Genomic DNA, 24129 nt, shown 5'->3' on the forward strand with positions numbered 1-24129 from the left:
GTCTGCTCACCCGCCCTGCTGCGCTGGGCGGGTGACGCTCCGTCCGCTGCGCTCCCGGCGCGGTGGGGGCTGCGCCCCCACTCGGGGCCCTTCGCTGCGCTCCGGTCACCGGGTGGCGCTACGCGCCACGACGGCCGGCCCCGCTGCGCGGGGGCGGCCCAACGGGCCTACGGCCCGCGCAGCAACAGGCGGCGGGGTCTGCCTCTGCGGGTACTGGCTTGACGCCTGGTCAGCGTCTACGAGCCCAGGTACTACCGATTCCCGCAACATGCAGGGCCAGCGCGGTCAGCCCCAGGAGCATGACGTTCACTGACGAGAACGTGTGATTGGTGCTGATCTCGGCCGCGTTGATGAGGAACGCGATGAAGAACAGCACTGCCGCGACTATGCCGAGCATGACAAGCCCCTCTCATAGGAAGTGAAGCCCGTATGCCCGGCCCCCGCCGCCACAGACATGGGTGGCGCGCCTTCGAAGTCGCATGACTCGCCAGGCAGGAGCCTGACGAGTCATGCGAGCACACTGAAGGGTCCTCAGGCGTGGGCGTGGCGGGTACTTGCAGCCTTGTGCGAGGCGGCGTGATGTGCGGGCCGGCCCGTCACGGGAACCGCGAGACGCCGCAGGGACAGGCCCGCCGTGGCGAGGAGACCGGTGAAGACGGCCAGGAGCAGGACGGACACCCACATCTGCCGACTCCCCGGTGACTGCCAGCCGGCCCAGGCCGCGGATACCGCCCACAGCAGGGCGCCCCCGGCGTAGAAGGAGCGGACGCGGTGCAGCTGCCGCATGGCCCGCAGGAACTGAATACGTTCGGTCTTCGGTGCCATGCGGGGCCGTGTACCCCGATGTGCCACGACCATCAGGGCGGAAGGAAGACTCGTGTAGGGGCCTTTCCCGGGAGTTTCGCATGTCTGCATCTCGATGTGATGCAGCATGTAGCATTGGCGTAATTCGGGGACATCCGGTGGGGGGCGGTTTGCGTGTTGATCTACGAGTATCTTCCGCACGAGCTTGCCCGGCTCGGAGTCGTCGCGAAAGCCGCCGGACTCGATCGACACCAGGTGGCCGTGCAAGTGCGCCTGGCGCAGGAACGCGCCGGGCGTGCACGGGTGTGCCCTGCAGAGCCGCATCACTTGAGCGAGCTGTTCATCGCGGAGTTGCGGCGCCTTCAGTGGGAGCGGATCGCCGCTCTCGTGGACAGGGAGCGGATGGCCGCGTACGCGCCCTGCCGCGACTCGCGTGCCGTCTGCTATGAACAGCAGCGTCTGAAGCGGTTGATGACAGACGTGGCCGAGGCCGAGCGGTCCGGCGTCGAGGGTCCGGAAATCTCTCGGCATCGCGTCTACCGGGTCAATGCTCGGCCGACTGCTGGCTGCTCCGGCTCAGACATGCCCGCCCCCGCCATGCATCTGATGGCCGCGTCAGCTGGCGAAGCGGCCGAGCGGGCCTGGGCCGTGCATGGAAGGGACGGCGTCTATCAACGCGGCGGATACCGAATCGCTTCCGTCACACAAATCCTTCCTGAGCCGGGAGAACTCTTTTGATCCAGCTCCGAGAACATCAGGTTCAACAGAAGTCGAGCTTCCGGAAATTGGTCGGATTTCCTGCAAGATCACCTGTGCCCCAGGGAGGGATGCGGGGAACGATCGTGTCCGCGACCGGATCAGGCAAGACGATCACCGCCGCCGCGTGCGCGCTGGACTGCTTCCAGGGCGGCCGGATCCTCGTCACCGTGCCGACCCTGGACCTGCTCGTGCAGACCGCCCAAGCATGGCGGGCGGTGGGTCACCGCTCCCCCATGGTCGCCGTGTGCTCACTGGAGAACGACCCCGTGCTGAACGAGCTGGGGGTGCGCACCACCACCAACCCGATCCAGCTGGCCCTGTGGGCGGGGCACGGGCCGGTCATCGTGTTCGCCACGTACGCCTCTCTCGTGGACCGCGAGGACTTCGACGACCCGATGGACCAGCGGAAGGTTCGCGGGCCGCTGGAGGCCGCTCTGGCGGGCGGAGAGCGCCTGTACGGGCAGCGGATGGACGGTTTTTCGCTCGCCATCATCGATGAGGCCCACTCAACCGCAGGCGATCTTGGCAGGCCGTGGGCGGCGATCCACGACAACGCCCGCATCCCCGCCGACTTCCGGCTCTACCTGACCGCCACGCCGCGCATCCTCGCCGCGGCCCGCCCGCAGAAGGGCGCGGAGGGCCAGGAGGCGGAGATCGCGACCATGGCCGATGACCCGGAGGGCACCTACGGCGCGTGGCTCGCCGAGCTCGGACTCTCGGAGGCGATCGAGCGCGAGATCCTCGCGGGGTTCGAGATCGACGTCCTGGAGATCCGCGACCCCTCCCCCGTGCTCGGGGAGTCGGAAGAGGCGCGGCGCGGCCGGCGCCTGGCGCTCCTGCAGACCGCGCTCCTGGAGCACGCCGCCGCGTACAACCTCCGTACGGTCATGACGTTCCACCAGAAGGTTGAGGAAGCGGCGGCGTTCGCGGAGAAGCTCCCGGAGACCGCTGCCGAGCTGTACCTCAACGACGCCACGGACGACGACCTCGCCGCCGCCGACAAACTGCCGAAATCCTCCATCGACGCGGAGTTCTACGAACTCGAGGCCGGCCGCCACGTACCCCCGGACCGCGTGTGGTCGGCGTGGCTGTGCGGCGACCACCTCGTGACCGAGCGGCGCGAGGTCATCAGGCAGTTCGCCAACGGCATCGACGCCGCCGGGCGCCGGATCCACCGCGCCTTCCTCGCCAGCGTTCGCGTTCTCGGGGAAGGCGTCGACATCACCGGCGAACGGGGAGTCGAGGCCGTCTGCTTCGCCGACACCCGCGGCTCCCAGGTGGAGATCGTGCAGAACATCGGCCGCGCGCTCCGGCTCAACAAAGACGGCAGCACGAAGGTGGCCAGGATCATTGTGCCGGTGTTCCTGGAGCCCGGCGAGGACCCGACCGACATGGTCGCCTCCGCCAGCTTCAAGCCGCTCGTAGCCGTGCTTCAAGGCCTGCGCAGTCACGATGAACGGCTGGTCGAACAGCTCGCCTCCCGCGCGCTCACCAGCGGCAAGCGCAAAGTCCACCTCCAGCGCGATGAGGACGGGCGGATCGTCGGGGCCGGTGGAGAGGGCGACGGCGAGGACCAGGAGCAGGACGACACCGACGCCGCTGCCGAGTCCGCCCTGCTGCACTTCTCCTCTCCCCGCGACGCGGCGACGATCGCCGCGTTCCTGCGCACCCGGGTCTACCGGCCGGAGTCGCTGGTGTGGCTGGAGGGCTACCAGGCGCTGCTGCGGTGGCGGGCGGAGAACGAGATCACCGGCGTCTACGCCGTGCCCTATGACGTGGAGGTCGAAGTCGGGGCGACGAAGGCGTTTCCGCTTGGCCGATGGGTCCACCAGCAGCGGAAGGCGCTGCGGGCCGGGGAGCTGGAGGAGCGGCGTAAGACGCTGCTCGACTTGCCGGAGGCCGGGATGCTCTGGGAGCCGGGCGAGGAAGCGTGGGAGGCCAAGCTGGCCGCCCTGCGCTCGTACCGGCGGGCCACCGGGCATCTCGCGCCTCGTCAGGACCAGGTGTGGGGCGAGGGCGAGGCGATGGTGCCCATCGGGCAGCATCTGGCGAATCTGCGCCGGAAGGGCGGTCTCGGGAAGGACCCGAAGCGCGCGGCGGAGCGCGCCAAGCAGCTGGAGGCGATCGACCCGGACTGGAACTGCCCCTGGCCCCTGGACTGGCAACGCCACTACCGCGTCCTCGCCGACCTGGTCGACGCCGACGGCAGCCTCCCCGACATCGCACCCGGCGTACTCATGGACGGCGACGACATCGGACGATGGCTGGAACGACAGAAACAGCCAGCCACCTGGGCGCAACTGTCGACCGAGCAGCAAGAGCGGCTGTCCAAGCTGGGCATCAAGCCCACCGAGGCGCCGTCTCCCGCCCCGGCAGCCAAGCGCGCGGCCAGCGGACTGACGAAGGCGCAGCAGGCCTTCCAGCGGGGCATGGCGGCCCTCACGCAGTGGGTGGAGCGGGAAGGCGCGGACCGGCCCGTGCCCAGGGGGCACAGCGAACAGATCACGGTCGACGGCGAGATGGAATCGGTGATCGTGAAACTGGGCGTTTGGGTCTCAAACACCAAGTCGAGGTGGGACAAGCTCACCGTCAAGCAGCAGGCCACCATCGCAGCGCTGGGGCTCCCCTGGGCGAAAACCGCACCGGTGTCGGGCCAGTCCGGTGTCCCAACTCCGATGGACGACAGCCCCGTCCAGCCCGGGCCGCCGAGCAGCCAGGTACAGGAACGGCACAACCAGGAGGCGGAGCTGGCGCAGGAGAAGCGCGAGACAGGCAAGGAACGGGTGAGGCGCATGAACGAGCTGATGCGCAACCACACCAAGGCCGAACTGCTGCGCATGGCTTACGCGGGCGGCCTGGTCCGCCACAACTCCCCCGAGAGGTGGCGCAAGGACGAAGTCGCCTCCAACATCGTGGACATCGAACTCCGGGCTGCTGCCCAGCCGAATCCTGCCGGGCCCACCGCAGACATCACGCCACCAGCGCACGGTTCTCACTCGTTCGAGTGAGCGGCGAGGATCGGAACATCTGCACTTCTGCTCATGTACTTGGCTTCGGGTATGGAGCATTGCGGAGTTGATGGTGGGGCCGCAGATACGGCGGGTTATTTCGAGGTGCCCGTCGCAGCCGTGGACACCGGCCGGGTCGACGCGTGCTTTCGGGATCCTCTGGGGAAGGCACATCAGGTCGCGTGGCTCGAGGCCGCGCAGGACGTCGTCTTCGAGGACTGTCCTGTGATTCGGTCGTTTCCCGTCCGGTACGGGCGACGTGTCGCTCCGGGGTGGTGGTGGTCGTCGACCACCGGGCGGCTGGTGGCGTACGGGTCCGGCGTCATGCGGACCCAGCTCATGCTGCTGGACCGGGATCCGGCGGTGGTGGCGCTGGCTTGTCGGCCGGTGGAGCTGGTGTGGTGTGAGAATGGCAAGGTCGTCGGTCATGCGCCGCAGCTGATGGCCAGGCTTCAGGACGGCGGCGGCCTGTTGCTCGACTGCGCCGCACGCAGCGGCCCTTCCGCCCGGCTGGCAAAGCGGGCACGGGTTGTGGCGGCTGCCGCCAAGGCAGCGGGCTGGTCCTACCGGCTCGCGGGGCCGCCGGATCCGGTGCTGGTGGCCAATGTGCGGTGGCTGGCGGGTTACCGGCATCCCCGGTACGCGGCAGGACCGGGGATACCGGCTCTGGCAGAGGCGTTCGGCAGTCCGCGGCCGGCGGTGGAGGCGGTGCGTGACCTCGGTGAACCGATCGCCGTGTGGCCTGCGGTGTTTCACGCGCTGTGGAGCGGTGTGCTGCGGGTACGGCTGGACGAACCGCTGCACGAGCGTGCCGTCGTCTCGGTCGCACGGCAGGAGGCCGGAGCGGCGTGACGCAGGCGGTTGTCGAGGTCGGGGCGCGTCTTCGCTACGACGGACGGGTATGGACGCTCGCCGTGCTGGAAGGTGCCCGGGCCACGCTGGTGAGTGACGAGGGCGCCTCGGCGGTGGTGCTGCTGCCCTACTTGTTCGCCGATCCGTCCTTCGAGGTGGAAGGCGGACCGGCGCCGGGGAGGGTGCCGCCCTTCGGGCTGCTGGAGGCGCTGCCGGAGCAGGTGCGGGAGCGGGCTCTGGCGTGGCAGCGGCATGTGCGGGAGGTGGAGACCGGCTTCCCTGACACGGTCGAGCAGGGCGCCCCGCGGGAGCAGTTCGACCCGGCGCTGCGGAGCATGGCGCAGCGGGAACAGGCTAAGGCTGAGGAGTTGACGGCGGCGGGCTGGGCGGCGAGTGCGGCGACGGTGCGCCGGATGCGGGCGCGCTACCGCAGCGAGGGCTTGTGGGGGCTGGTCGACGGCCGTGCGGTGCGGGAGCGATCGGCCCTGGGGCGGGCCGATGAGCGGGTGGTCGCGGCAGTCAGGAAGGTGCTGGAGAGACAGCGGGAGCGGTCGACGGGCACGCTGGTGCGGCTGCGGCGCCAGGTGGGGTGGCTGCTGGAGGAGGAGTACTGCGCCGGGGCGGTGGCCCTGCCGCCGGCGTCGACGTTCAACCGGCTGGTGCACGCGGTGGCCGACGGGCAGGGACTGCTGGGGACAGCAGCGCAGCGGCGGTGGCATGCGTCGCGGCCGGCGCCGCCGTTCACGCCGACGGTGGCGCTGCGGCCGGGTGAGCTGGTGATGCTGGACAGCACGCCGCTGGACGTTATGGCGGTGCTGGACGACGGTGTGACCGGCCGTCTTGAACTGTGTATCGCGCTGGATGTGGCGACGCGCAGCATCTGCGCGGCGGTGGTGCGTCCGGTGGGCACGACGTCGGTGGATGCGGCGATGCTGCTGGCGCAGATGGTGGTGCCGACGGCGATGCGGCCGGGCTGGGACGCGGCGCTGTCCATGCAGCGGTCGGTCATCCCGTATGAGCGGCTGATCGCGTTGGACGCGCGGCTGGAGGGGGCGGCTGCCCGGCCGGTGATCATGCCGGAGACGGTGGTCGTGGACCAGGGCCGGGTGTATGTGTCGGCTTCGTTCGTCTCGGCGTGCGAGAGCCTGGGGGTATCGGTGCAGCCGGTGCCGCCGGCGAACGGCCCGGCGAAGGGGAACGTGGAGCGGACCTTCCGTGCCATCGCCGACGGGTTCAGCCAGTACCTGCCGGGCCACACCGGCTCGGACGTCTCCCAGCGCGGCGCGGCCGCGGAGCAGGATGCCTGCTGGAGCCTGGCGCAGCTTCAGGAACTGCTGGACGAGTGGGTCATCTGCGGGTGGCAGGAGCGCCGGCACGAGGCGCTGCGGCACCCGATGATGCCGCGGGTCGCCGTCTCACCCAACGAAATGTGGGCGGCGCTGGTGGCGGTGACGGGGCATGTCCCGGTGCCGTTGTCCGCCGACGACTACGTCGAGCTGCTGCCCCTGCGGTGGCAGGCGATCAACGACTACGGCATCCGATTCGGCTACCGCACCTACGACCACCCCGGCCTGAAGCCCTACCGGCGCCGCCGCTCACCGCGGGCGGACAAGAACGGACGGTGGGAGATCCACCACAACCCCTACGACCCGAACCGGGTGTGGGTGCGCCTGCCCGAGGGATGGCTGGAGGTGCCGTGGGTCCACGCGGGGGCGGTCAGGCGCCCGTTCACCGCGTTCACCTTCGACCACGTCCGCCGCACCGTGGAACGCCGGCATGGCCGTGAAGAGCACGAGGCGGCGATCGCCCAGGCACTCGATGCGCTGCTGCGCCGTGCCGGCCAGGGACTGGGCAGCAGACGAGAGCGGACGGTGGCCGCCCGGGCCCAGGCGGCCGCGCAGATGACCGATCCCTCCCCCGCCACCACCCCGCAGCAGTGGCCTGCGCCTCTGGCGCCGGGGGCCTCGTTCGGGCTGCCCGGTTCCTTCACCGTCCCGCTTCCAGATGCCGACGGCTGGGACGCCGACGACAGCCTGGACGACGTCGAGGACAACCAGGACGGCGAGGACTACCTTCTCGCCGCCCTCGCCGACGGCCAGGACGCCGCGGCAGGCCACGCGGATGAGGCCGAAGCATCCGGGCCGACGGCCGAAACGGCCCGGGACCAGGCCGCTGAGCAGACGCCGGACGCCGCCGGGGCGGGCGGCATGCGCATCTACGACCCGTACATGGAGGCCCAGGCATGGTGACAACAGCGCAGCCCGCCACCACGAGCACGTTCAGTCCGCTGACCACGTGGGACGGGTGGCAGCAGTTCGTCGACACGCCCCACGCCCCGGCACGGGACGCCGGCGACCAGGAATGGACTCTGGAGCAGCGGGAGGACTACCACGCGCGGTTCGTGGTGCTGAAGACCCCTGCCATGGACGCCCTCTCCACCGCGGTACGCCGTCTGCTGCTGCTCAACCGCGGCCAGCAGGGCGGAGCCCGGCGCGGCCTGATCATCTCCGGGCCGGCCACCACCGGGAAGACCACCGCGATGCAGCAGCTCGGCCGCACCGTGGAACTCGCCGATCGGCGCCGCCACCCGAACCAGGACGGGCGTCTGCCGGTGCTGTTCATCACCGTGCCGCCGTCCTCCACCCCGAAGATGCTCATCAGCGAGTTCGCCCGCTTCCTCGGCCTGCCCGCCCTGGAACGGATGAACCAGATCCAGATCACCAACGCCGTGTGCGAGCTGCTGTGCGAGCTGGGCACCCAGCTGGTCCTGGTCGACGACGTGCACCTGATGGACACCCGCAGCCGGGCCGGCGCCGAGACCTCCGACCAGCTGAAGTACCTCGGCGAGCGGATCCCGGCGACCTTCGTCTACTCCGGCATCGACGTCGAAGCCTCACCCCTGCTGACCGGCGTGCGCGGCTCCCAGCTCGCTGGCCGCTTCAAAATCGTGCGCAACCAGCCCCTACGCTACGGCAGCAGCGCGGACCAGCAGATCTGGAATGACCTGGTGAACAGCATGGACAGCGCGCTGCGGCTGCGCCATCACCGGCCGGGCGCGCTGGTCACGCACGCCGCCTACCTGCACGCCCGCACCGGAGGCCGGATGGGCAGCCTCTCCCACCTCATCCGTGAAGCCGCCCTCGTGTCCCTGCTGGACGGCACGGAAAAGATCACCAAGAGGCTGCTCGAACAGATCGAGCTCGACACCGCCGCCGAACAACGGGCCCGGGCACCGCATCGCCGCCGAACGCCCACGCAACGCCAGCCCTGACCGGCAAGCGTCTGCCTCAACCGACCGTCCTGAACCCCCGTTCGGCGAGCGCCCGGATGCCGGTACATCCGGACCCGCCAGGAAACGACCTCTGCTCCCTGATGCCCGACTTTCCTCCACCACAGCCGCAGTTGCCGCGGACAGCAGCGGCGCGACCGGGACCGGTACGGCTCGCGCCGCTGCAGGGCGAGACGAACCTGTCGTACCTGGACCGGCTGGCCGACCGCTACCGGCTCGGCGCCAGAGACCTCATCCCCGCACTCCTCCAGGTCGGCGGAGGCCTGTTCAAGGGCTACCGCATGGACGGCGAGGTCTACCTCAACGCCGAAGCCCGCGCCCGCATCTCCGCGTTCAGTCGCGTGCCCGAGGAGATCCTTCAGCGAGCCCTGCCCGCCTGGACCGCCCAGGAGCCCGTCTCGCCCGCCGGGGCGGGGGCAGCCGGGCGGTTCCGCTTCGGGACTGTGGTGCCGGACGCGGGGGAAGGCTGCCGACTGTGCACGGCCGCACGCACCGGACGTACCAAGCCCGCCCGGCTCTATCTGCAGCCGCACACCCGTATCTGCCCGCGCCATGGGCGCTGGATGCTCGGCACCCACTGGATCGACGGCGCGCCGGCCGACACCGAGCAGATCGACCTGACAGGGCTGCCGGAAATAGTCACGGCGCACCGGCGGCACCTGCAGTTGCTGCGCCATCGGCCGGACGCGTCCGAGGCTTTCGAGGTCGCCCATGCCGTGGTCGTCTCCTGGTGGGCGCAGCAGTGGCCCGAAGAAGAGCAGTGGCCGCAACGGGCACGCCAGAGTGCGCCGGCAGGGGCCGATCCGGGCTGGTGGCGGCTGCTGACCAGAGACGCGGTCACCTACCCAGAGACCGTCGCCCTCGCCTCGGTCCTCACCGACGAACGCACCGGGCAGCGACTGCTCGCCGACACCGGCGGACATCTCCCGCACACTCTCACGTACGCCCCCGGTCTGGTCGCCGAGCTGGCGCGTGCCACAGAGCGGCCTTGGCTGTCTGACCGGCTCGCGTCCACGTCGGCAGGTCCGTTGCTGGTGTGGGTGCAGCAGTGCGTACGGGCTGGCACTGGCTCTGCCGTCGCGGGCCCTGGGTGGACGCTGCACATGGCGCACCGGCCCCGCCCCATCGCCCGCGAACTCACCGCCTACCGGAAGGCCGCCCATCAGGACGAGAAGACGACGGACGGTGCGCGGCTGCACCTGGGACTCCGACACACCTCGGACCAGTCCTTCACAACCGGCCTGGCCCACGCCCGCGCCTACGCCATCGTTCACGGCCACCTTGCCGCACCGATCCACAGCCGGTTCAACGGGTTTGCGCTGGGCCGGTGGCTGTCGAACCACCGGAAGTCGCCGGCGGTGCCGCCCGAGCACGTCGCGGAACTCGAGGCGCTGGATCCGTGGTGGCGGCCGCCGTGGACGGTGATGTGGCAGCGTACGTACTACGAAGCCCGCGACCATGCCCGCGCTTGGGGCGGCCTGCGGCCCGAGCGCGGCTTCCCCGCCACCAGCTTCGGTCTGGGCGAATGGCTTTACAACCAGTGCACCGGCTACGCCGACCTGCACCCCGCGCAACAGCGCCTGCTGTCCGACATCGGCCTCACCCTTGAGGCCGTACAGGCGGCCCGGCCTCGCCGCAAGCACATGGCCACCCACTTCGAACGCACCCTCGCGGGTGCACGCGCCTATGCCCGCGCCCACGGCACGCTGGTGAACGCGACCGCCGACACCGTCCAGGACGGATTCAAGCTAGGGCAGTGGCTGGCCAACCAGCGCAGCGAAGACCGGGCCTACCAGCTACGTCATGGCGCCCGCTCCTCCCGCGCGCTGGCACTGTCGGCGATCGACCCCTGGTGGAACCCGCCCTGGACCCTGGAGTGGCAGCGCTCCTGGCACCAGGCACACACCCACGTCCAAGACGGTCACGTCCTGGACGCCACGGCTGGCTTCCCCGGCACCAGCAGCACACTCGCCACGTGGCTGACCAACCAGTGCGCCCAGTACGACACCCTCCAGCCCGACCAGCAGGACCTCCTCGCCCAAATCGGCTTGAGCGCGGACCGGGCCTGTGACGCCGCTGCCCGGCCCGCAGAGAACGAGGCCGACTTCGCCACAGGACTTAGCTACACACGCTCCTACCACTCGGCATACGGCACTCTCGCTGCCGCGATCAACACCGTCCACGACGGGTTCGAGCTGGGGCGGTGGCTGCGCCGTCAACGCCAGCACGCCCGAACCGACGCCGACACGGGCGCGCCCAAGTCTGTCGCCGCGCAAACACTGACCGCGGTCGATCCGTGGTGGTGTCCGCCCTGGTCCCTAGCATGGCAGCACTCCTGGCAGCACATTCATCAGCAGGTCCAGGCCGGCCACCAGCTAGACGCCACGCACGAGTTCCGCAGCTTCGCCCCCGCCGAGCGGGCCTGGCTACTCCGGCAGATCAGGCATTACGCCGACCTGCATTCCGGCCAGCAGCGCCTCCTGGCCGACATCGGCCTCACCGAGGAGAGCACCCGCACTCGGCCCCTCAGCCCGTACGCCGAGACCGCGCTCGAACACGCCCGCAGCTACACAGCCGCGCACGGCAGTCTGGCAACGCCGTACTGCGCCGTCCACGACGGCTTTCCCCTGGGGCCCTGGCTCGCCCGGCAACGCCTCCTGGCCCAGAACACGAACACCCCCTACGCCCTCCACCACGCCCTGACCACGCTCGACCCCTGGTGGAACCCGCCCTGGCCCATGCGTTGGCAGCGCGCCTACCACCACGCCCGCACCACCACGACCACCAACTCCTGGGCATCCGCCCAACGCGCGGCCTGGCACCGGCTACACCCGCAGCAGCGCACGCTCCTCACCGACATCGGCATCACCCCGCACATGCGGGAACCCGCACGGCGCCGCGAAGCGACCCGCTCCTACCCGCCAAGCCCCGGCCTGGCCCACGCCCGCGCCTGGGCTGAGGAGACCGGCAACCTCTGCGTCCCCAAAAGCACGCACCATGACGGGTTCCCTCTGGGGGTCTGGCTGATCCAACAACGCCGCAAAGCCGGCCAACGCCGCCTCTCCCCCGCCACCCTGCACACCCTCAACGAAATCGACCCCTGGTGGAACCCGCCCTGGCCCTACCACTGGCACCGCACCTACCACCAAGCCCAAACCTGCCACCACACCGGCCAGCCCTACCCGCCACGCATCACCTCATGGATCCAGACCCAACACCGCAACTGGCCACGCCTGCACCCCCAACAGCAACATCTCCTCACCACCATCGGCATCCACCCCCGATAGAACCGACAACAGCGACACCGTCAGACGCACGTTCGATTAGTGTGGCGTCCTGGACAGGGCAATATCGGAATCGGGAGACTGTAGCCATGGCGTCCTCCGCGCATGAGGCATCTGCGTCAGCCCTGGGCTACATCTTCCAGGCGCAACTCGCCCTCCTTGAGCTGCTGCGGGGACAAGAGGATCGCCCGGACGGGGCTATCAGCCTGGAGCTCCACGACGACGTTGCTTGGGAAGAAGATGGTCGGCCCGCTGAGCTACTACAGGTCAAGCACCACATCCGCAGTGTGCGGTCGCTCGGCGACAAGGACGACGACGTGTGGCGAACTATCCAGTCCTGGATGGACACACATGCCCCCGGCGACGAGTACGGCCCCATGCTCACTCTCGTCACCACGCAGCAGGCCCGGCCGGGTACGGCTATGGCCGCGCTCAAGGCACCCAATCCAGCACCCGCACAGGCACTTGACCTGCTCATCGCCGCCGCGCAGGAGTCGGACGCGAAGGGAACGAAGGACGCACGAGCAGCTTTCCTGGCCCTTCCGCCAGCGCAGCGGGCCGTCTTCGTACAGCGGATGAGGGTCATCGACGGTTCGCCCTCCATCGACGACCTCGACGCGCAGGTACGGGTGAAACTCAGGGCCGCGCTCCCCGACGGGCACGCCGACCCCTTCATGCGGCAGTTGTGGGCGTGGTGGTACGAGCAAACCGTGGACATGCTGCAGAAGCGGCACACCAGCGTCTCCGTGACACGGCTGATGCAGCGCATCAGCCGCATCCGCGACGACTACACCTCCGACAGACTGCCCACACTGGTGGACCGTGAGGACTTCCCACAGGAGGCCGAGACCGAGCTGACCGATGCCTGCTTCGTCCACCAGCTGCGCTGGGTGGGCGCCGGCCGCCAGCTGAACAAGGCGATGGTGGACTATTACCGCGCCTACACCCAGACCGTGGCCTGGCTCGAAGACGACCTGGTGGACCTCGACGAGCTGGCACGATTCGAGGACAACCTCGCCGACGAGTGGCAGCGGGAGTTCGACTGGATGCTCGACGACCTGGGCGAAGATGCCACCGACCGGGAGCAGGAGCAGGCCGGCAAGGCACTGCTACGCAAAACCCTGGACCAGACCCGGTACCGAATCCGTGAAGCGTACGACGAGGCGTTCTTCTCCCGGGGAAAGCACCACGAGCTGGCCGACCGCGGACGGGTCGGATGGCACCCCGACTTCGAGACACGGGTGAAGAACCTGATCAGGGCCGCCCGTGCCTAGCTGGACACAGCGGCCGCAAGCCAGCGCCGCCTTCCTCAACCCTGCTCTCGTCGCCGCTGTCGCCGCCACGGCGGCACGCGACTACGAGCGGGAGGCCTCCGGCAGGCTGATGCCGTGGCCGATGGCCTTCGTCGTGGCCCCACTGGTCCTGCACCGGCCCACGCGGCAAGCGCTGCCCACCTCGACGCGCACCCATCTCACGAACTGGGTGGCGGACCACCCGGCACTCGTCGCAGGCCTTGCCGCGCGCAGCACCTCACTCGCGCCCGCTGTACGGGAAGGCCTGCGCTTCGGGCTCCGCCACCAGATGCTCACCATCGAGCAGGGGTCCCTCAAGAGCAGGTTGGCGTCGAAGTCCCGTATCGAGGGTGAACTTGCCGACCTGATCAGGGCCGCATCGTTGATAGGCCGCTGGACTGCCAAGTCCGACAACCCTTCCACGGTGTTTGCGTTGCTGGGCGTGAGACCCTGATCCGGTGCAGATCCGGTCGATCATCCTCTACAGCAAGAGCGGCGAAAAGCGCGTCCTGGACTTCCGGCTCGGTGAGCTCAACATCGTCACCGGCACCTCCCAGACAGGCAAGAGCGCGCTGCTCGACATCGTCGATTTCTGCCTCGGCAGGGACGAGGCCACGCTCCCGATCAGCCCGATCTTCAACACCGTCGCCTGGTATGCAGTCATCCTGCAGCTGCCCGACACCCGCGTCCTCGCCGCGCGGCCGGCGCCTCGCCCCGGCGCCAAGTCCGTCACCAACGCCATGTTCGAGGTCGGCAACGACCTCGGTATCCCGGAACTGCCCGACCTCCGCGTCAACACGGACTCCACACAGTTGCGCCAGCAGCTCGGACGCCGGCTCGGTATCGGAGACACCCGCAGCGAACCGGCGCCGGGAAGCCTGCTCTCCCCGCTCAGTGCCAACCTCGGACACGCCGTCCTGCTCTGCCTGCAGAACCAGGACGAAGTCGCCTCCAAGCGGGCCCTGTTCCACCGGCAGAACGAGCGCGGCATCCCCGAGAGCCTCAAGGCCACGATCCCCTATTTCCTCGGGGCGGTTCCCGAGGACCAGGCCGCGCTCCAGCAGCAGCTCACCCAAGCCAAACGAGCCCTCCGCCGCGCCGAGAACGACCTCAGAGCCGCCCAGGAAGCAAACCAAGGCATCGAGGCCCGCCTTGAGTCCCTCCTCGGCGAAGCCCGCGTCCACGGACTGCTCACCGACGACAGCGTCGACACCTCCGACAGAACAGCCGTCATCACCGCATTGCAGCAGGCTGCTTCCTTCCGGCCCACCCCTGACAACGCGGACGAGGAACAACGGCGGCAGGAACTCCTCCTCACCGAGCAGTCGTCGGCCCTGCGGCGGCAGCTGCGCTCCCTCGCAGAAGAACGCCAGCTCCTGAACGACCTGGAAACACAGGCCGCCGGCTACACCGGCGCCGTCGCCCGCGGCATGTCACGACTGTCGGCGCTCAACCTCGTACCCGACGGCTTCCCCGGCGAACACAGCTGCCCGCTGTGCGGAAACGAGCTCGACGAGCCCGACCCCACCGTCGCCGATATGCACACCACCCTCGCAGACCTCCGAGGGCAGCTCGACAGCGTCCAAACCGTCCAGCCCCGCCGCGAACAGGCCCTGCGCGAGATCGAGCAGACGGCGACACGCCTACGCGAACAGCTCCGCGGCATCGAAGGCGCCCTCAGCATCATCGCCGAACAGCGCAACCAGCAGGCCGGCCTCCTAGGACAGGCCGAATCCCAGGCCTACACCCGCGGCAGGATCAGCGCCTACCTGGGCCAGATCGACACCGCATCCGACAGCGGACACCTGCAGCGCCTGGAATCAGACGTCGCCGTCGCCCGGCGGCTCGTCGAAGGCCTCGAGGAGCAGCTCGACACCGAGACCATCGACGACAGACTCACCCACGGTCTCAGCTACCTCAGCGGCCAGATGACCGGCCACGCCCGGACACTGAGACTTGAGCACGGCGACCGTCTGGTCCGTCTGGACCTCAAGAAGCTCACCGTCGTCGCCGACACGCTCGAGGGCATCACCGAACTGCTCCGCATCGGCAGCGGCAAGAACCACGTCGGCTACCACGTGGCCGCCCACCTCGCCCTCCACCAGTACTTCGTCGCCAACACCCGGCCCGTACCCCGCTTCCTCATGCTCGACCAGCCGACCCAGCCCTACTACCCCTCCGACATGGCCAAACAGCGCGGACGACTGGAAGACATCGCCCTGGACGAAGACCGAGTGACCGTCACCCGCCTCTTCGAACTCATGCACCAGGTCGTCAGGGAGCTCTCTCCGAACTTCCAGATGATCGTCAGCGACCACGCGGACCTGCCCCACGACTGGTACCAGGACTCCGTCCGCTACAACTGGCGCAACGGCGAAAAACTCATCCCCACCACCTGGCTCACCGACAACCCCACCCCGTAGCCAGGCACCCTCCCCACTCTCCACCATCGGCATCCACCCCGGACAGAACCGACAACAGCGTTCTTCGACCGCGCCATCGTGCCACCGACTGACTGCTACTCGGCAGCATGCAGGCGAGGGCGCGGCCCCCTGCGTCAGCGGCGGATAGCGACGACTTCGACCTCCGCGTTCATCGCGCGCAGCCGCCTGACTGCCTGGAGCAGCGCGCGCCGACTGGTGCAGCGCGGTGGAATTCCGCACCGAATGGTGAGCACGCCGCCGCCTGGCTGCGCGAGCAGAGTGCGCGACGACCGCTGCTACAGCCGCGGCAGCAGTCTCTGATCGATGAGCTGCTGTCGCTGGTCGGCGAAGTGCCGGTGTGGCAGCCGCGGATCAGCGACGCTGCCTGGCGGACCCTGTCCGGAGTGCTGCCCGCGCCGTCGCACACCGGTGGCCGTCCCCGCAGCGAGCGGCAGATCCTGGAGGCCATCGTCCACATCGCCTGCACCGGGCAGGCGTGGACGCATCTTTCCCCGGCTCTCGGGCCCGTTCTGGCCTGTCGGCGCCGATTTCTCCGCTGGCAGGACGACGGCACCCTCCAGCGCATCTGTCGCGCTGTACTGCCTGAACAGGACGCCATCTGGCAGCAACAGCTGGCCGCCTACATCGACTTGTCTGCATGAAGAGATCCGTAACCGCGTGCACCAAGGACGTGGTGTGCGTCCGTCGGCGAGGTGCTTCTGAATGCAGTGCCGTCAGAGCATCTGGCGCGAGCATTGCCGTCCGCTCTGCCGGACGGCAGCGCTGGCCGACCGGGACTCACCCGGGCATGGGCGTTCCGTCACAGGTGAGGTAGGGCGGAGCGGTCCTAGGCGGTGATGTGGAGGGTGTGCAGGGGCTGGCTCCGTGTGGGGCGGACGACCTCGAACCAGTCGGTGCCTTCCGTCGAAGAACCGGCGTGCGGCCGGATGCAGTTCGCGAAGGACACCGTGCCACGTCGGCGCCACCGGGGCCTTGTCGCTTGTACGGTGCCCACAGACTGATGGCGTGGGGTGCCGGAGTCCGTTCGAGCTTGGGGCGGCAAGGTGAGAATGGTGAGAAGCAGCGGCAGACAGGGGCGGGGATGGGCAGGGAGTCGTCCAGGACTGACGGGACGTGGCCTGACGGGCGGGAGGCAGACCCTTCGGTAGTTTCTCTGCGGACAGCGACGCGAGCGCTGCGGTTTCATCTGGACACACTGCCCGCGGTGTTCCACTTTGACGGGACGGGGGATCGGTTCCTCGCCGAGGCGGCTTTCCCGTACGCCCGCTGGCGATACGCCTGCGCGGATTCGCTGCTGGGCTCCGGAATTGGGGGCACGGTCGTGGGTGCGCTGGCCCGGAGCCTGTTCGATGACGGTCTGCTTTGGCAGTGGATCGCCGAGTCCCCGGCGGAGCGGCGGCCAGCTCTGCTGGGCAGCATGCTTGAGGAACGTGACCGGATCTGCGGGTATCTGGCCGACCACGAGGTGAGCTGTCCGAACCTCGCCCGGTGGTTCGTTCCCCTACACGGCATCACTGACCTGACGGGAGCGTCGCTGGCGGCGCTTGCGGCGCCAGCGCTTCCGGCTGAGGCCGAGCTGCTCGACTTGTTCCTCGCTTCCTCTACGACGCGGCCTGCGTCGCCCACGTTGATCGGCGGAGGTGTGGAGGATCTCCTGAAGGCCGCCCGGAGCATGCTGGCCATGTCCGGGCTCCGGGGGGCGGTGATGGTCCTGGGGCATGCCGGCCACGGCAACCTGCTGGGCCTGCAAAGCAGCATGGCTGTCGGCGGTGTCCCAGGCCATGATCTGCGTGCTGATCACGAAGCGCTGTTTATGCATGTCGCGGCCGTGGGTGTGACGGTCACGCTCCTCGGCGTGTGCGCGACCGTCCCGGAGTGCTGGCCGCCGGAGGTCGAGCAGGCTGGCTTCCTTGGGACGCTGATGCGGCTGACCGAGGACGTCGTTGCTGCAGCGAGCGCCGTGCATAGTCTGGGCGACCCGAAGCCGCCTGTGGGTGTCCGACCGAAGGTCAGAGTCCAGGCACGCAAGCGGCGTCTTCGGCCTGAGGCTCTCGTGGCCCGTGGTGACCTGCTGCCAGACATCGCCCATGTCGGTCCGATCGTCGCGGCGGTCCGTGAGTACGACGATTTCGTCAGCGGTTGGGCCACGGACCCCTGGGCCCACGGCGATCCCAAACTGGCGAGCGTTCTGGCCTACGCAGGGGCACATTCCACGTTCGCGACCGTCGTGAGCACCTTCGAGGATCATGCCGCTGTTACCACGGTGTTCGCCGCGCGGATGCTTCTGGAGGAAGCTGCCCGGTTCACTTGGCTGGCCCAAGATCTGGAGGACGAGGACGCGTTCGTCCAGCGGTCCACCCGCTACTTCGACGAGTTCCGGGCGCGGAAGAAGAAGACGATCGCGCTGTTCGCCGGCAACGGGGTGACCCTCGCCGCCGCCACGAGCCTGTTGCGTCTGCCCGACAGTGTCGTCGAGGGGCCGGAGACACTATCCAAGGGCCGCCAGCAGCTGCCGTCGATAGACGAGATGCTCTTGCTCATGGGGGCGCCCTACCCCGAGCCGGGCTGGCTACCGGTGGCATACTCACTGTTGAGCCAGGTCACGCACAGCACACCCATCGGCCTCGTTCACATGGCCCGCTACCGCGGCGGCATCCTGTCCGCCCATGACATCTCCCCCGAGATGCTCGCCCTGGCCCTCGACACGGCCTGCCTGGGCAGCGCCCGCCTGCTGGGCATGTCCGCCCTGATCCTCACACAGGGCAGCAACGAGGCCCGACAGTACGCGCTCGGCCTCGAGGAACGGGCCCTGGCGGTCCACGACAGGGCCCGCCTGGTGCACTGGCTGGACTGATCCCATCGCACGGGACGACGGCCACGTCACGTCCCAACGGCGCACAGGGGGGAGTCTTCTCCCACTGGCCTCTGCGCTGGCTCGTTGGCTACCGGTGCCAGCGCGGCAGGTAGCGACACAGCCTAGCCAGCGGCCTCGGCCTGGCCTTTTGGGTGCCCTGGACTAGCTGGCGACGATCACGCTCCCGGTTCTGAGCAATCTCCACAGCCGAATAGCGGCGGCTGAAGCGGACGTGGCCGTTGCGGATCCAGTAGTGCGACTGGCACGGGAGTGCCCAGTTGCCAATCGAGGGGGTGAGGGACACGCTCTCACCGTCGTAGGTGAGGGACCACTGGGCCGGGGAGAGCGGTGTGATGACCTCGGGGCCGCATCCGCAGCAGCAGAGGTGGCCGCAGGTGCGATAGGGGATCGAGATGTAGAGCGCCCTTGCGTCCATCGTTGGGGGGAAGGTTTCGGTGAAGACCGGGCGCAGGGTGTCTTGTGCGGTCACGGCAGGTCCTCGTTGGCGATCTCGTTGGTGATCAGCGAGTACGTGGTGTGGCTTTCCTCGGTGGCGTCGGCGTAGATGCCGATGGAGCGTTTCCAGCGGATGACGGCCAGGACGGCGTTGAGCGCGTTGAGATCCGCGGTCTGGATGTTGCGTGCGTAGGCGTCGCGTTCGGGCGCCGGCTGGGGGATGCGGTGGCGGGCTGCGTCTCGGCGGCCCGGGAGGCTGGTGGTGACGCGCAGGAGTCCGCTGAGGCGGCCGTCGATTTCTTCGATGCCCATCCCGACGTCGATAAACGGTACGCCGTGTGCTTCGAGCCAGTCGATGATCACCTGCTTGCTCGTCGCATTGTCGGAGGCGAGGAACACGAACGTGGCCCCGGTGAGCAGGTCGAGGTTGTCCTCGTCGAGGTACTGCTCGCAGGCAGACACGCCTCGGTGCATGTTCGCGTAGATCGAGGCAAGGTAGGTGGCCTTGGGCGGGCGATCACGCAAGGTGTCGAGGGTGGGGGCGCCGGGGGCCCGGAACGCGTTGTGGTTGTCGAAGGTGTCGCCGTCGATGAGGAGGATCGAGTCGACCTCGGTCTTGGCGACTTGGTCGAGGATGTAGCTTCCGCTGCCTCCGAGGCCGACGATCACGAGGCGATGGCCTCGAAATCGGCGGTGGACGGCCGCGATGCCGGCGCGGGAGGTGGCGGTGTCGCGGTAGGCGAAGGGGCTGTCGTCCTCGATCTCCTGCCATGCGGCGCCGGGTGTGGGCGTGGCCGAGTGGTCGAGTGCGTGTGCCTGGTCGGCGATGATCCTCGAGTACGCGGTGATCTTCGTGTACTCGTCGGGGTAGCCGTGGGGGCTGGGTTTGCTGGAGAGCATGAAGTTCGCCTGCATGCCCTCGGCGATCACCCGGTTCTCGGGATTGGCGAGGGGCAGGGGGCGGCCGTGCTCGTCGCAGGGGGTGGAGCCGCTGAACCAGATGCGGTGGTCGGTTCCGGAAACGAGACGGTCTCCGCTGATGGTCACGGGGTAGGCGATGAAGCCGTGTTCGACGGTGCGGTTCTCGGTGACGTACGGGATGTGCCGGACGATGATGTGGCCGGCGTGGACGACGACGTCGTAGCCGTCGTCGAGGAGGCGGGACAGATCGGGGTCACGAGCGAGAAGTGCGGTAGGCATCGAAGACCATCCCCTTCTTCACTCTGACGCTGTGGCCGGCGGTGAGGCTGCCCGTTCCGTGGCCGTCGTGTCCGCGGCTGTAACGGACGGTGTAGGTGTCTTGGTCGTTCGGCGGCTGGCCGGGGTAGGCCAGGTCGACGACCTGCTCGAAGGTGATCTCCTTCGCCTCCCAGGTGTGCGGGCGGGCGTTGACGATGATCGTGACGGGCGCGGGCCCGTGGCTGTCCTGAGACATGGGTCCTCCTAGGTGAGGGGGTCGTGTGTCGCAGCCCGGGGAGAGCCGGGCGGGGCGGGCGTCCGGCGGGCCACCGCAGGGGCAGCGCGCCGGACATCCGTGTTGTTGTGGCGGGTCAGCGCCGGGGAAGTGCGAGGAGGTTGTTGGTCCACACGCCGTCGGCGTGGGTCCTCAGGTACTTCTCGCCTCGGGCGGGCGTCACCACGGCGACTTCCGTGCGGTGCCCGGCTCGGTCGCTGGTGTAGGCCTTGCCGGCCTGGTTCTCGATCCAGTCGACGATCTGCGCCCGGGTGTTGTCGCCGGTCTTGCCGGACGCCTGCTCGGTCCACCACAGGTGGGTGATGTGTTCGTGCGTGGTGCCGCCGGTCGACAGGCGCACCGCGGTGATCTGAATAGCCATCGTTTGGTTCCTGCCGGCGATGTTCCGACGGCGCCCGCGGCCGGCGCCCGGGTTCCGTGATCACCCCTGGGTGGGGTGCTTCACCTGGGACGGACGACGTAACTCGCGGGTAGGGGTGATCCTGTTGAAGATGGGGGTGGCGAGGCGTCAGTCGCAGTTGAGACAGCGGTCGCTGCCCGAGGGGAACATCGAGGGCGGGTGCAGGGTGAAGCAGCCTGGGCAGAGGCGTTCGGTGAGGCGGGGCGGGCAGGCGCAGCGGCCGCAGTCGGGGCACGGGGGGATGTGGCAGCGCCGGCAGGCGGGGTCGAAGGAGCGGTACTCCTCGTCGCAGTTCGCGCAGATGTAGTCGCGTGACTGGGGGCCGGTGTCGGGGGTGGGTGGGGTGAAGGTGCGCCAGGGGGCGGAGTCGGTGACGAGGACGGCGATGAGGTAGCCGTCCATGGGCGCGGTGTCGGTGTGGAGTTGCCGTCCGAGGATGCCGTCGCGGTAGCGGACCTGGGTCAGCCCTCGTGCGTGGCCGGAGCCGGTGAGCGCGCGGTCGATGACGGCTATGTCGCCTTGGAAGCTGTCGCGTCGCAGGGGCGGAAGGCCGTGGGACGCGGCAAAGGCGAGGTGTCCTGTGGTGTCGACGAGGAGGATGTGGCCGGGGGCAGGGAGACGCTGGACGGCTCGAACGCAGACCGCCATGCGGGAGGCGTTGCTCGCCTGCCACAGCTGGGTGACCGTCGATGCGGTTGGTCCCTTGGTGTCCAGGTGCTGGTTGACGAGGGGCGCGGAGAGCAGGATCTCGGCTGCGAACGCGTCGCAGGCTGCATCCTCCAGGAGGAGGCCACCGTCGGGTTCCCTGCCGAAGGGCTCCATGAGGGCGAAGCTGTTCTTCTGCAGGTGGTGGCCCAATTCGTGCAGGGCGGTGAAGTCCCGCCGTGCACGGCTGGCGGACGTGGCAACGGACAGGTGCGGTGGCGGGCCGAAGTCATACGCTCCGGCGACGCTGCACCCTTGTTCCGTCAGATTCTCGTCGACCTCCAGGACGGTCAGCTCGGGCCAGGTTCTCAGCTCCGCGAGGGCGCCTTGTGCCAGGCGCTCGACCGCGCCGGGACGAGCCGCTTCGAGTTCCTGGATCATCGCAGCGGCCTGGGTCCGGGCGGCGCCGGCGAGCACGTAGTTGACCACGCGCTGTGCCCCCTATTCGCCCAGACGCAGTTCGAAGGAGCGGTTCGTGCGTGCCGTCCAGTTCGGCTGCGTGCGGTCGTCGTCGCGTGCCGCGAGCGTGTAGATACCGTAGGCGGCGCGCAGCCGGGCATCGCGTTCGGTCTCGTCGTGCTGAGCGGCGAGCGCCTTCACCTGCTTGCGGCGCAGGGGACGGTTCAGTTCGTGCACGACGGCGGACGGCAAGGCAGGGTTGGCCGCGAGCAGCTGGCTGACCGACTGCTCGAGGCGATCGGCGAGTGTTTCGGCCTGGTCGGCGGTCAGGGCCAGTTGCCCCCTCCAGACGGCGAGAGCCTGGGGAGGCGGCAGTTTCAATTCGGCCCCGAGTTGCGGGGCAGTGATGCCGTGGTCACGAAACAGCTGGTTGAGGCCACCCGATCCTTTGGGGGCCCACTGTGCCGAGGCAAGGAGCGCGAGCTGATCGGCCAGGACTCCGCGGTACTCGATGGTCGGCGCGGACAAGGCTGTGCCGCTCCCCCACTGCGTGCCGGGCACTGCGGCGGCGAGCGTGTGGGCTGTAAGGGCGGAAGGGCGGCTGGTCAGCTCGCTGACCTGCCGGTCCAGCACACACCACGGAAGGGTGGCTTCCAGGCCCCACCACAGTGCCAGTGGCTGTTCCAGGGTGGTCGCGGGAGCGGGCAGGAGCAGGGTGTCGGGGTCGGCGTACCGTTCGAAGGAGGCCGGCACGGCGCACAGGGTGTCATCGTCGCCGGCCGCTGTGATCAGCAGCAGCTGGATGGTGTCCTCCCATACTGCGCGCCAGATCTGGCCCGGCTGCGGGTCCTGGGGTGGTGCGGTGGCCACCTGGCGGACGGCGTCGGGCACCTTCAGTCCCGCTGCGGCGGCCACCAGCCGTTGGTAGGCAGTGGTGTGGACAGAGCTCATACCGTCTCCCCCGTCTCCTCGGCTGTGGTCCATCAGCGCATTCTCTTCTCACTGGATCCAGACGACGTAACTGGGGCTGTTCACGAAGGAGCGTCGCCGCAGCGCCGCAGCAGGGCGGCTATGACCGCCTGGGGGTCGCTGTCCGCGGATAGGGCGGTACGGAGCGCTGTCTTGAGGTTTGCCAGGACGGCAACGGCATGGGTTTGCCGGATCTCCAGCAGCTGCGCCGCGTGATGGGCATCCTCGTCGAGGTAGGGAAGCAACAGGCGTTCGTTGGGTGAGAGGCGCTGCCAGATGTCCTCGGCCACTCCGTCGACTCCCGTGGGGTCCGGTGCGGCGGTGGCCGCGTGCTGGTCGACGAGTTCGGCGACGGTCCCTTCATCGGCGTACAGCGCGGTGAAGCGGGCCGGCGCCAGGAGCTCGAACCGGGCCTCGAGGACCTTGGCGAGGTCTTCCTCCCGCACCGCTCCCTGGGCGTACAGGAGCACGCACGAGAGGATGGCCTTGGGGGCATGGACCGTCTGCCTGGGGGTGGGGCCGGAATGGTTCCAGCGGGTGATACCGACACCTGTCACCCGTGCCGCCTCTGCGATGAGATCGTCGAGATCTCCCTGCCACACCGCTCCTTCGGCATGGCCGGCCATCCCCCAGCGCGGCGGTGAGCCGCTGCTCTTCCGGTAGGCCGTGTCCTCGCCCATCAAGCGGGCGATGCGGCGCCGGAGCTTTCCCCGCGGCGTCTTCTTCGCCTCATCGATGAGGAAGTTCTTGATCGACGTGAGGAACAGCCGCTCCAGGGAGGCCTCGTCGGCGGCCTGGACGAAGCAGACAGTCACGAACCGTTGCCCCGCTCCTTCCTGGGACAACATCGCACTGATCACGTCGTAAGCCGCGTCATCGCTCCAGACAGTGTGCCCCTCGGGGGGCGGAAAGCCAGAGGCACGGCGCACCTGGTGGACCAGCCGCCGCAACAGATCAAACGTGGCCGGCCCGAACTCACCGGTCTGCAGCTCCTCGAAAGCCCCGCTCGCCATGAGCCACCCCCGATCCCGTGCTCCCCGCTCGGCACCTGCAGCCGCGGGGCTTCGGGTCTACATACACCAGCATCCACGCCCCGGGCGCGCGACGCGCCCAAGCCCCCCGTCGGCCTGCACGCGACCG

General features: G+C 69.0%; 20 protein-coding genes. 11 read left to right on the forward strand and 9 right to left on the reverse strand.

Annotated elements, in window-relative coordinates:
• Positions 1–229 precede the first annotated feature (229 nt).
• Together FB157_RS47865 and FB157_RS45925 are read right to left on the reverse strand one after the other, a co-directional pair.
• A complete protein-coding gene (locus FB157_RS47865; RefSeq protein ID WP_186581998.1) occupies positions 230–397 on the reverse strand; it encodes a hypothetical protein in 168 nt (55 codons plus the stop codon).
• A gap of 134 nt (positions 398–531) precedes the next feature.
• Positions 532–825 (reverse strand): hypothetical protein, encoded by a 294-nt coding sequence (locus FB157_RS45925; protein WP_145887638.1) that lies wholly within the window; start codon positions 823–825, stop codon positions 532–534.
• Between the two features lie 153 nt (positions 826–978).
• On the opposite strand from FB157_RS45925, the gene FB157_RS45930 reads away from it, so the two are divergent.
• From FB157_RS45930 to FB157_RS45980, 11 genes are all read left to right on the forward strand, one after another.
• A complete protein-coding gene (locus FB157_RS45930; protein WP_145887640.1) occupies positions 979–1542 on the forward strand; it encodes a hypothetical protein in 564 nt (187 codons plus the stop codon).
• Positions 1539–4571: a DEAD/DEAH box helicase gene (locus FB157_RS45935; RefSeq protein ID WP_145887642.1), complete on the forward strand. Its 3033-nt coding sequence runs from the start codon at positions 1539–1541 to the stop codon at positions 4569–4571. Before FB157_RS45930 ends, FB157_RS45935 begins: the two co-directional genes overlap by 4 nt.
• A 33-nt stretch (positions 4572–4604) precedes the next feature.
• A complete protein-coding gene (locus tag FB157_RS45940; protein ID WP_261387036.1) occupies positions 4605–5423 on the forward strand; it encodes a TnsA-like heteromeric transposase endonuclease subunit in 819 nt (272 codons plus the stop codon).
• Positions 5420–7672 carry a DDE-type integrase/transposase/recombinase gene (locus FB157_RS45945; RefSeq protein ID WP_145887644.1) on the forward strand — a complete coding sequence of 751 codons (2253 nt, stop codon included), beginning with the start codon at positions 5420–5422 and terminating at the stop codon, positions 7670–7672. The genes FB157_RS45940 and FB157_RS45945 overlap by 4 nt, the downstream gene beginning before the upstream one ends.
• Entirely contained in the window at positions 7666–8694 is a 1029-nt protein-coding gene (locus tag FB157_RS45950) for a TniB family NTP-binding protein (protein WP_145887646.1), read from the forward strand. The genes FB157_RS45945 and FB157_RS45950 overlap by 7 nt, the downstream gene beginning before the upstream one ends.
• Positions 8695–8825: 131 nt before the next feature.
• Positions 8826–11999 carry a Helicase associated domain protein gene (locus FB157_RS45955; protein WP_261387038.1) on the forward strand — a complete coding sequence of 1058 codons (3174 nt, stop codon included), beginning with the start codon at positions 8826–8828 and terminating at the stop codon, positions 11997–11999.
• Positions 12000–12337: 338 nt separating this feature from the next.
• Positions 12338–13270: an ABC-three component system protein gene (locus FB157_RS45960; protein WP_261387039.1), complete on the forward strand. Its 933-nt coding sequence runs from the start codon at positions 12338–12340 to the stop codon at positions 13268–13270.
• Complete coding sequence (locus tag FB157_RS45965; RefSeq protein ID WP_145887652.1) at positions 13263–13742, forward strand: three component ABC system middle component; 480 nt, start codon at positions 13263–13265, stop codon at positions 13740–13742. The genes FB157_RS45960 and FB157_RS45965 overlap by 8 nt, the downstream gene beginning before the upstream one ends.
• Before the next feature lie 4 nt (positions 13743–13746).
• On the forward strand, positions 13747–15711 hold the full coding sequence (locus FB157_RS49270) for a DUF3732 domain-containing protein (RefSeq protein WP_145887654.1): 1965 nt from the start codon (positions 13747–13749) through the stop codon (positions 15709–15711).
• A gap of 107 nt (positions 15712–15818) precedes the next feature.
• Complete coding sequence (locus tag FB157_RS45975) at positions 15819–16373, forward strand: transposase (RefSeq protein WP_145887655.1); 555 nt, start codon at positions 15819–15821, stop codon at positions 16371–16373.
• Positions 16374–16936: 563 nt separating this feature from the next.
• Complete coding sequence (locus FB157_RS45980) at positions 16937–18586, forward strand: hypothetical protein (protein WP_145887657.1); 1650 nt, start codon at positions 16937–16939, stop codon at positions 18584–18586.
• A gap of 88 nt (positions 18587–18674) precedes the next feature.
• Here the strand turns inward: FB157_RS45980 and FB157_RS45985 are convergent, their stop codons facing one another.
• From FB157_RS45985 to FB157_RS46015, 7 genes are all read right to left on the reverse strand, one after another.
• Positions 18675–19076, reverse strand: a complete 402-nt coding sequence (locus FB157_RS45985) for a DUF6527 family protein (protein ID WP_186581999.1) — start codon at positions 19074–19076, stop codon at positions 18675–18677.
• Entirely contained in the window at positions 19073–20242 is a 1170-nt protein-coding gene (locus FB157_RS45990; RefSeq protein WP_145887659.1) for a ThiF family adenylyltransferase, read from the reverse strand. Before FB157_RS45990 ends, FB157_RS45985 begins: the two co-directional genes overlap by 4 nt.
• Complete coding sequence (locus FB157_RS45995; protein WP_145887661.1) at positions 20217–20477, reverse strand: multiubiquitin domain-containing protein; 261 nt, start codon at positions 20475–20477, stop codon at positions 20217–20219. The genes FB157_RS45990 and FB157_RS45995 overlap by 26 nt, the downstream gene beginning before the upstream one ends.
• A 115-nt stretch (positions 20478–20592) precedes the next feature.
• Entirely contained in the window at positions 20593–20877 is a 285-nt protein-coding gene (locus FB157_RS46000; protein ID WP_145887663.1) for a DUF3892 domain-containing protein, read from the reverse strand.
• Between the two features lie 147 nt (positions 20878–21024).
• Positions 21025–22050, reverse strand: a complete 1026-nt coding sequence (locus tag FB157_RS46005) for an ImmA/IrrE family metallo-endopeptidase (protein ID WP_145887665.1) — start codon at positions 22048–22050, stop codon at positions 21025–21027.
• 12 nt (positions 22051–22062) lie between these two features.
• Positions 22063–22971, reverse strand: a complete 909-nt coding sequence (locus FB157_RS46010) for a hypothetical protein (protein ID WP_261387040.1) — start codon at positions 22969–22971, stop codon at positions 22063–22065.
• 80 nt (positions 22972–23051) lie between these two features.
• On the reverse strand, positions 23052–23804 hold the full coding sequence (locus FB157_RS46015) for a hypothetical protein (RefSeq protein WP_261387042.1): 753 nt from the start codon (positions 23802–23804) through the stop codon (positions 23052–23054).
• Between the last annotated feature and the right edge of the window lie 325 nt (positions 23805–24129).

The sequence above is a fragment of the Streptomyces sp. BK340 genome (assembly GCF_007827595.1).
Lineage (GTDB): Bacteria > Actinomycetota > Actinomycetes > Streptomycetales > Streptomycetaceae > Streptomyces.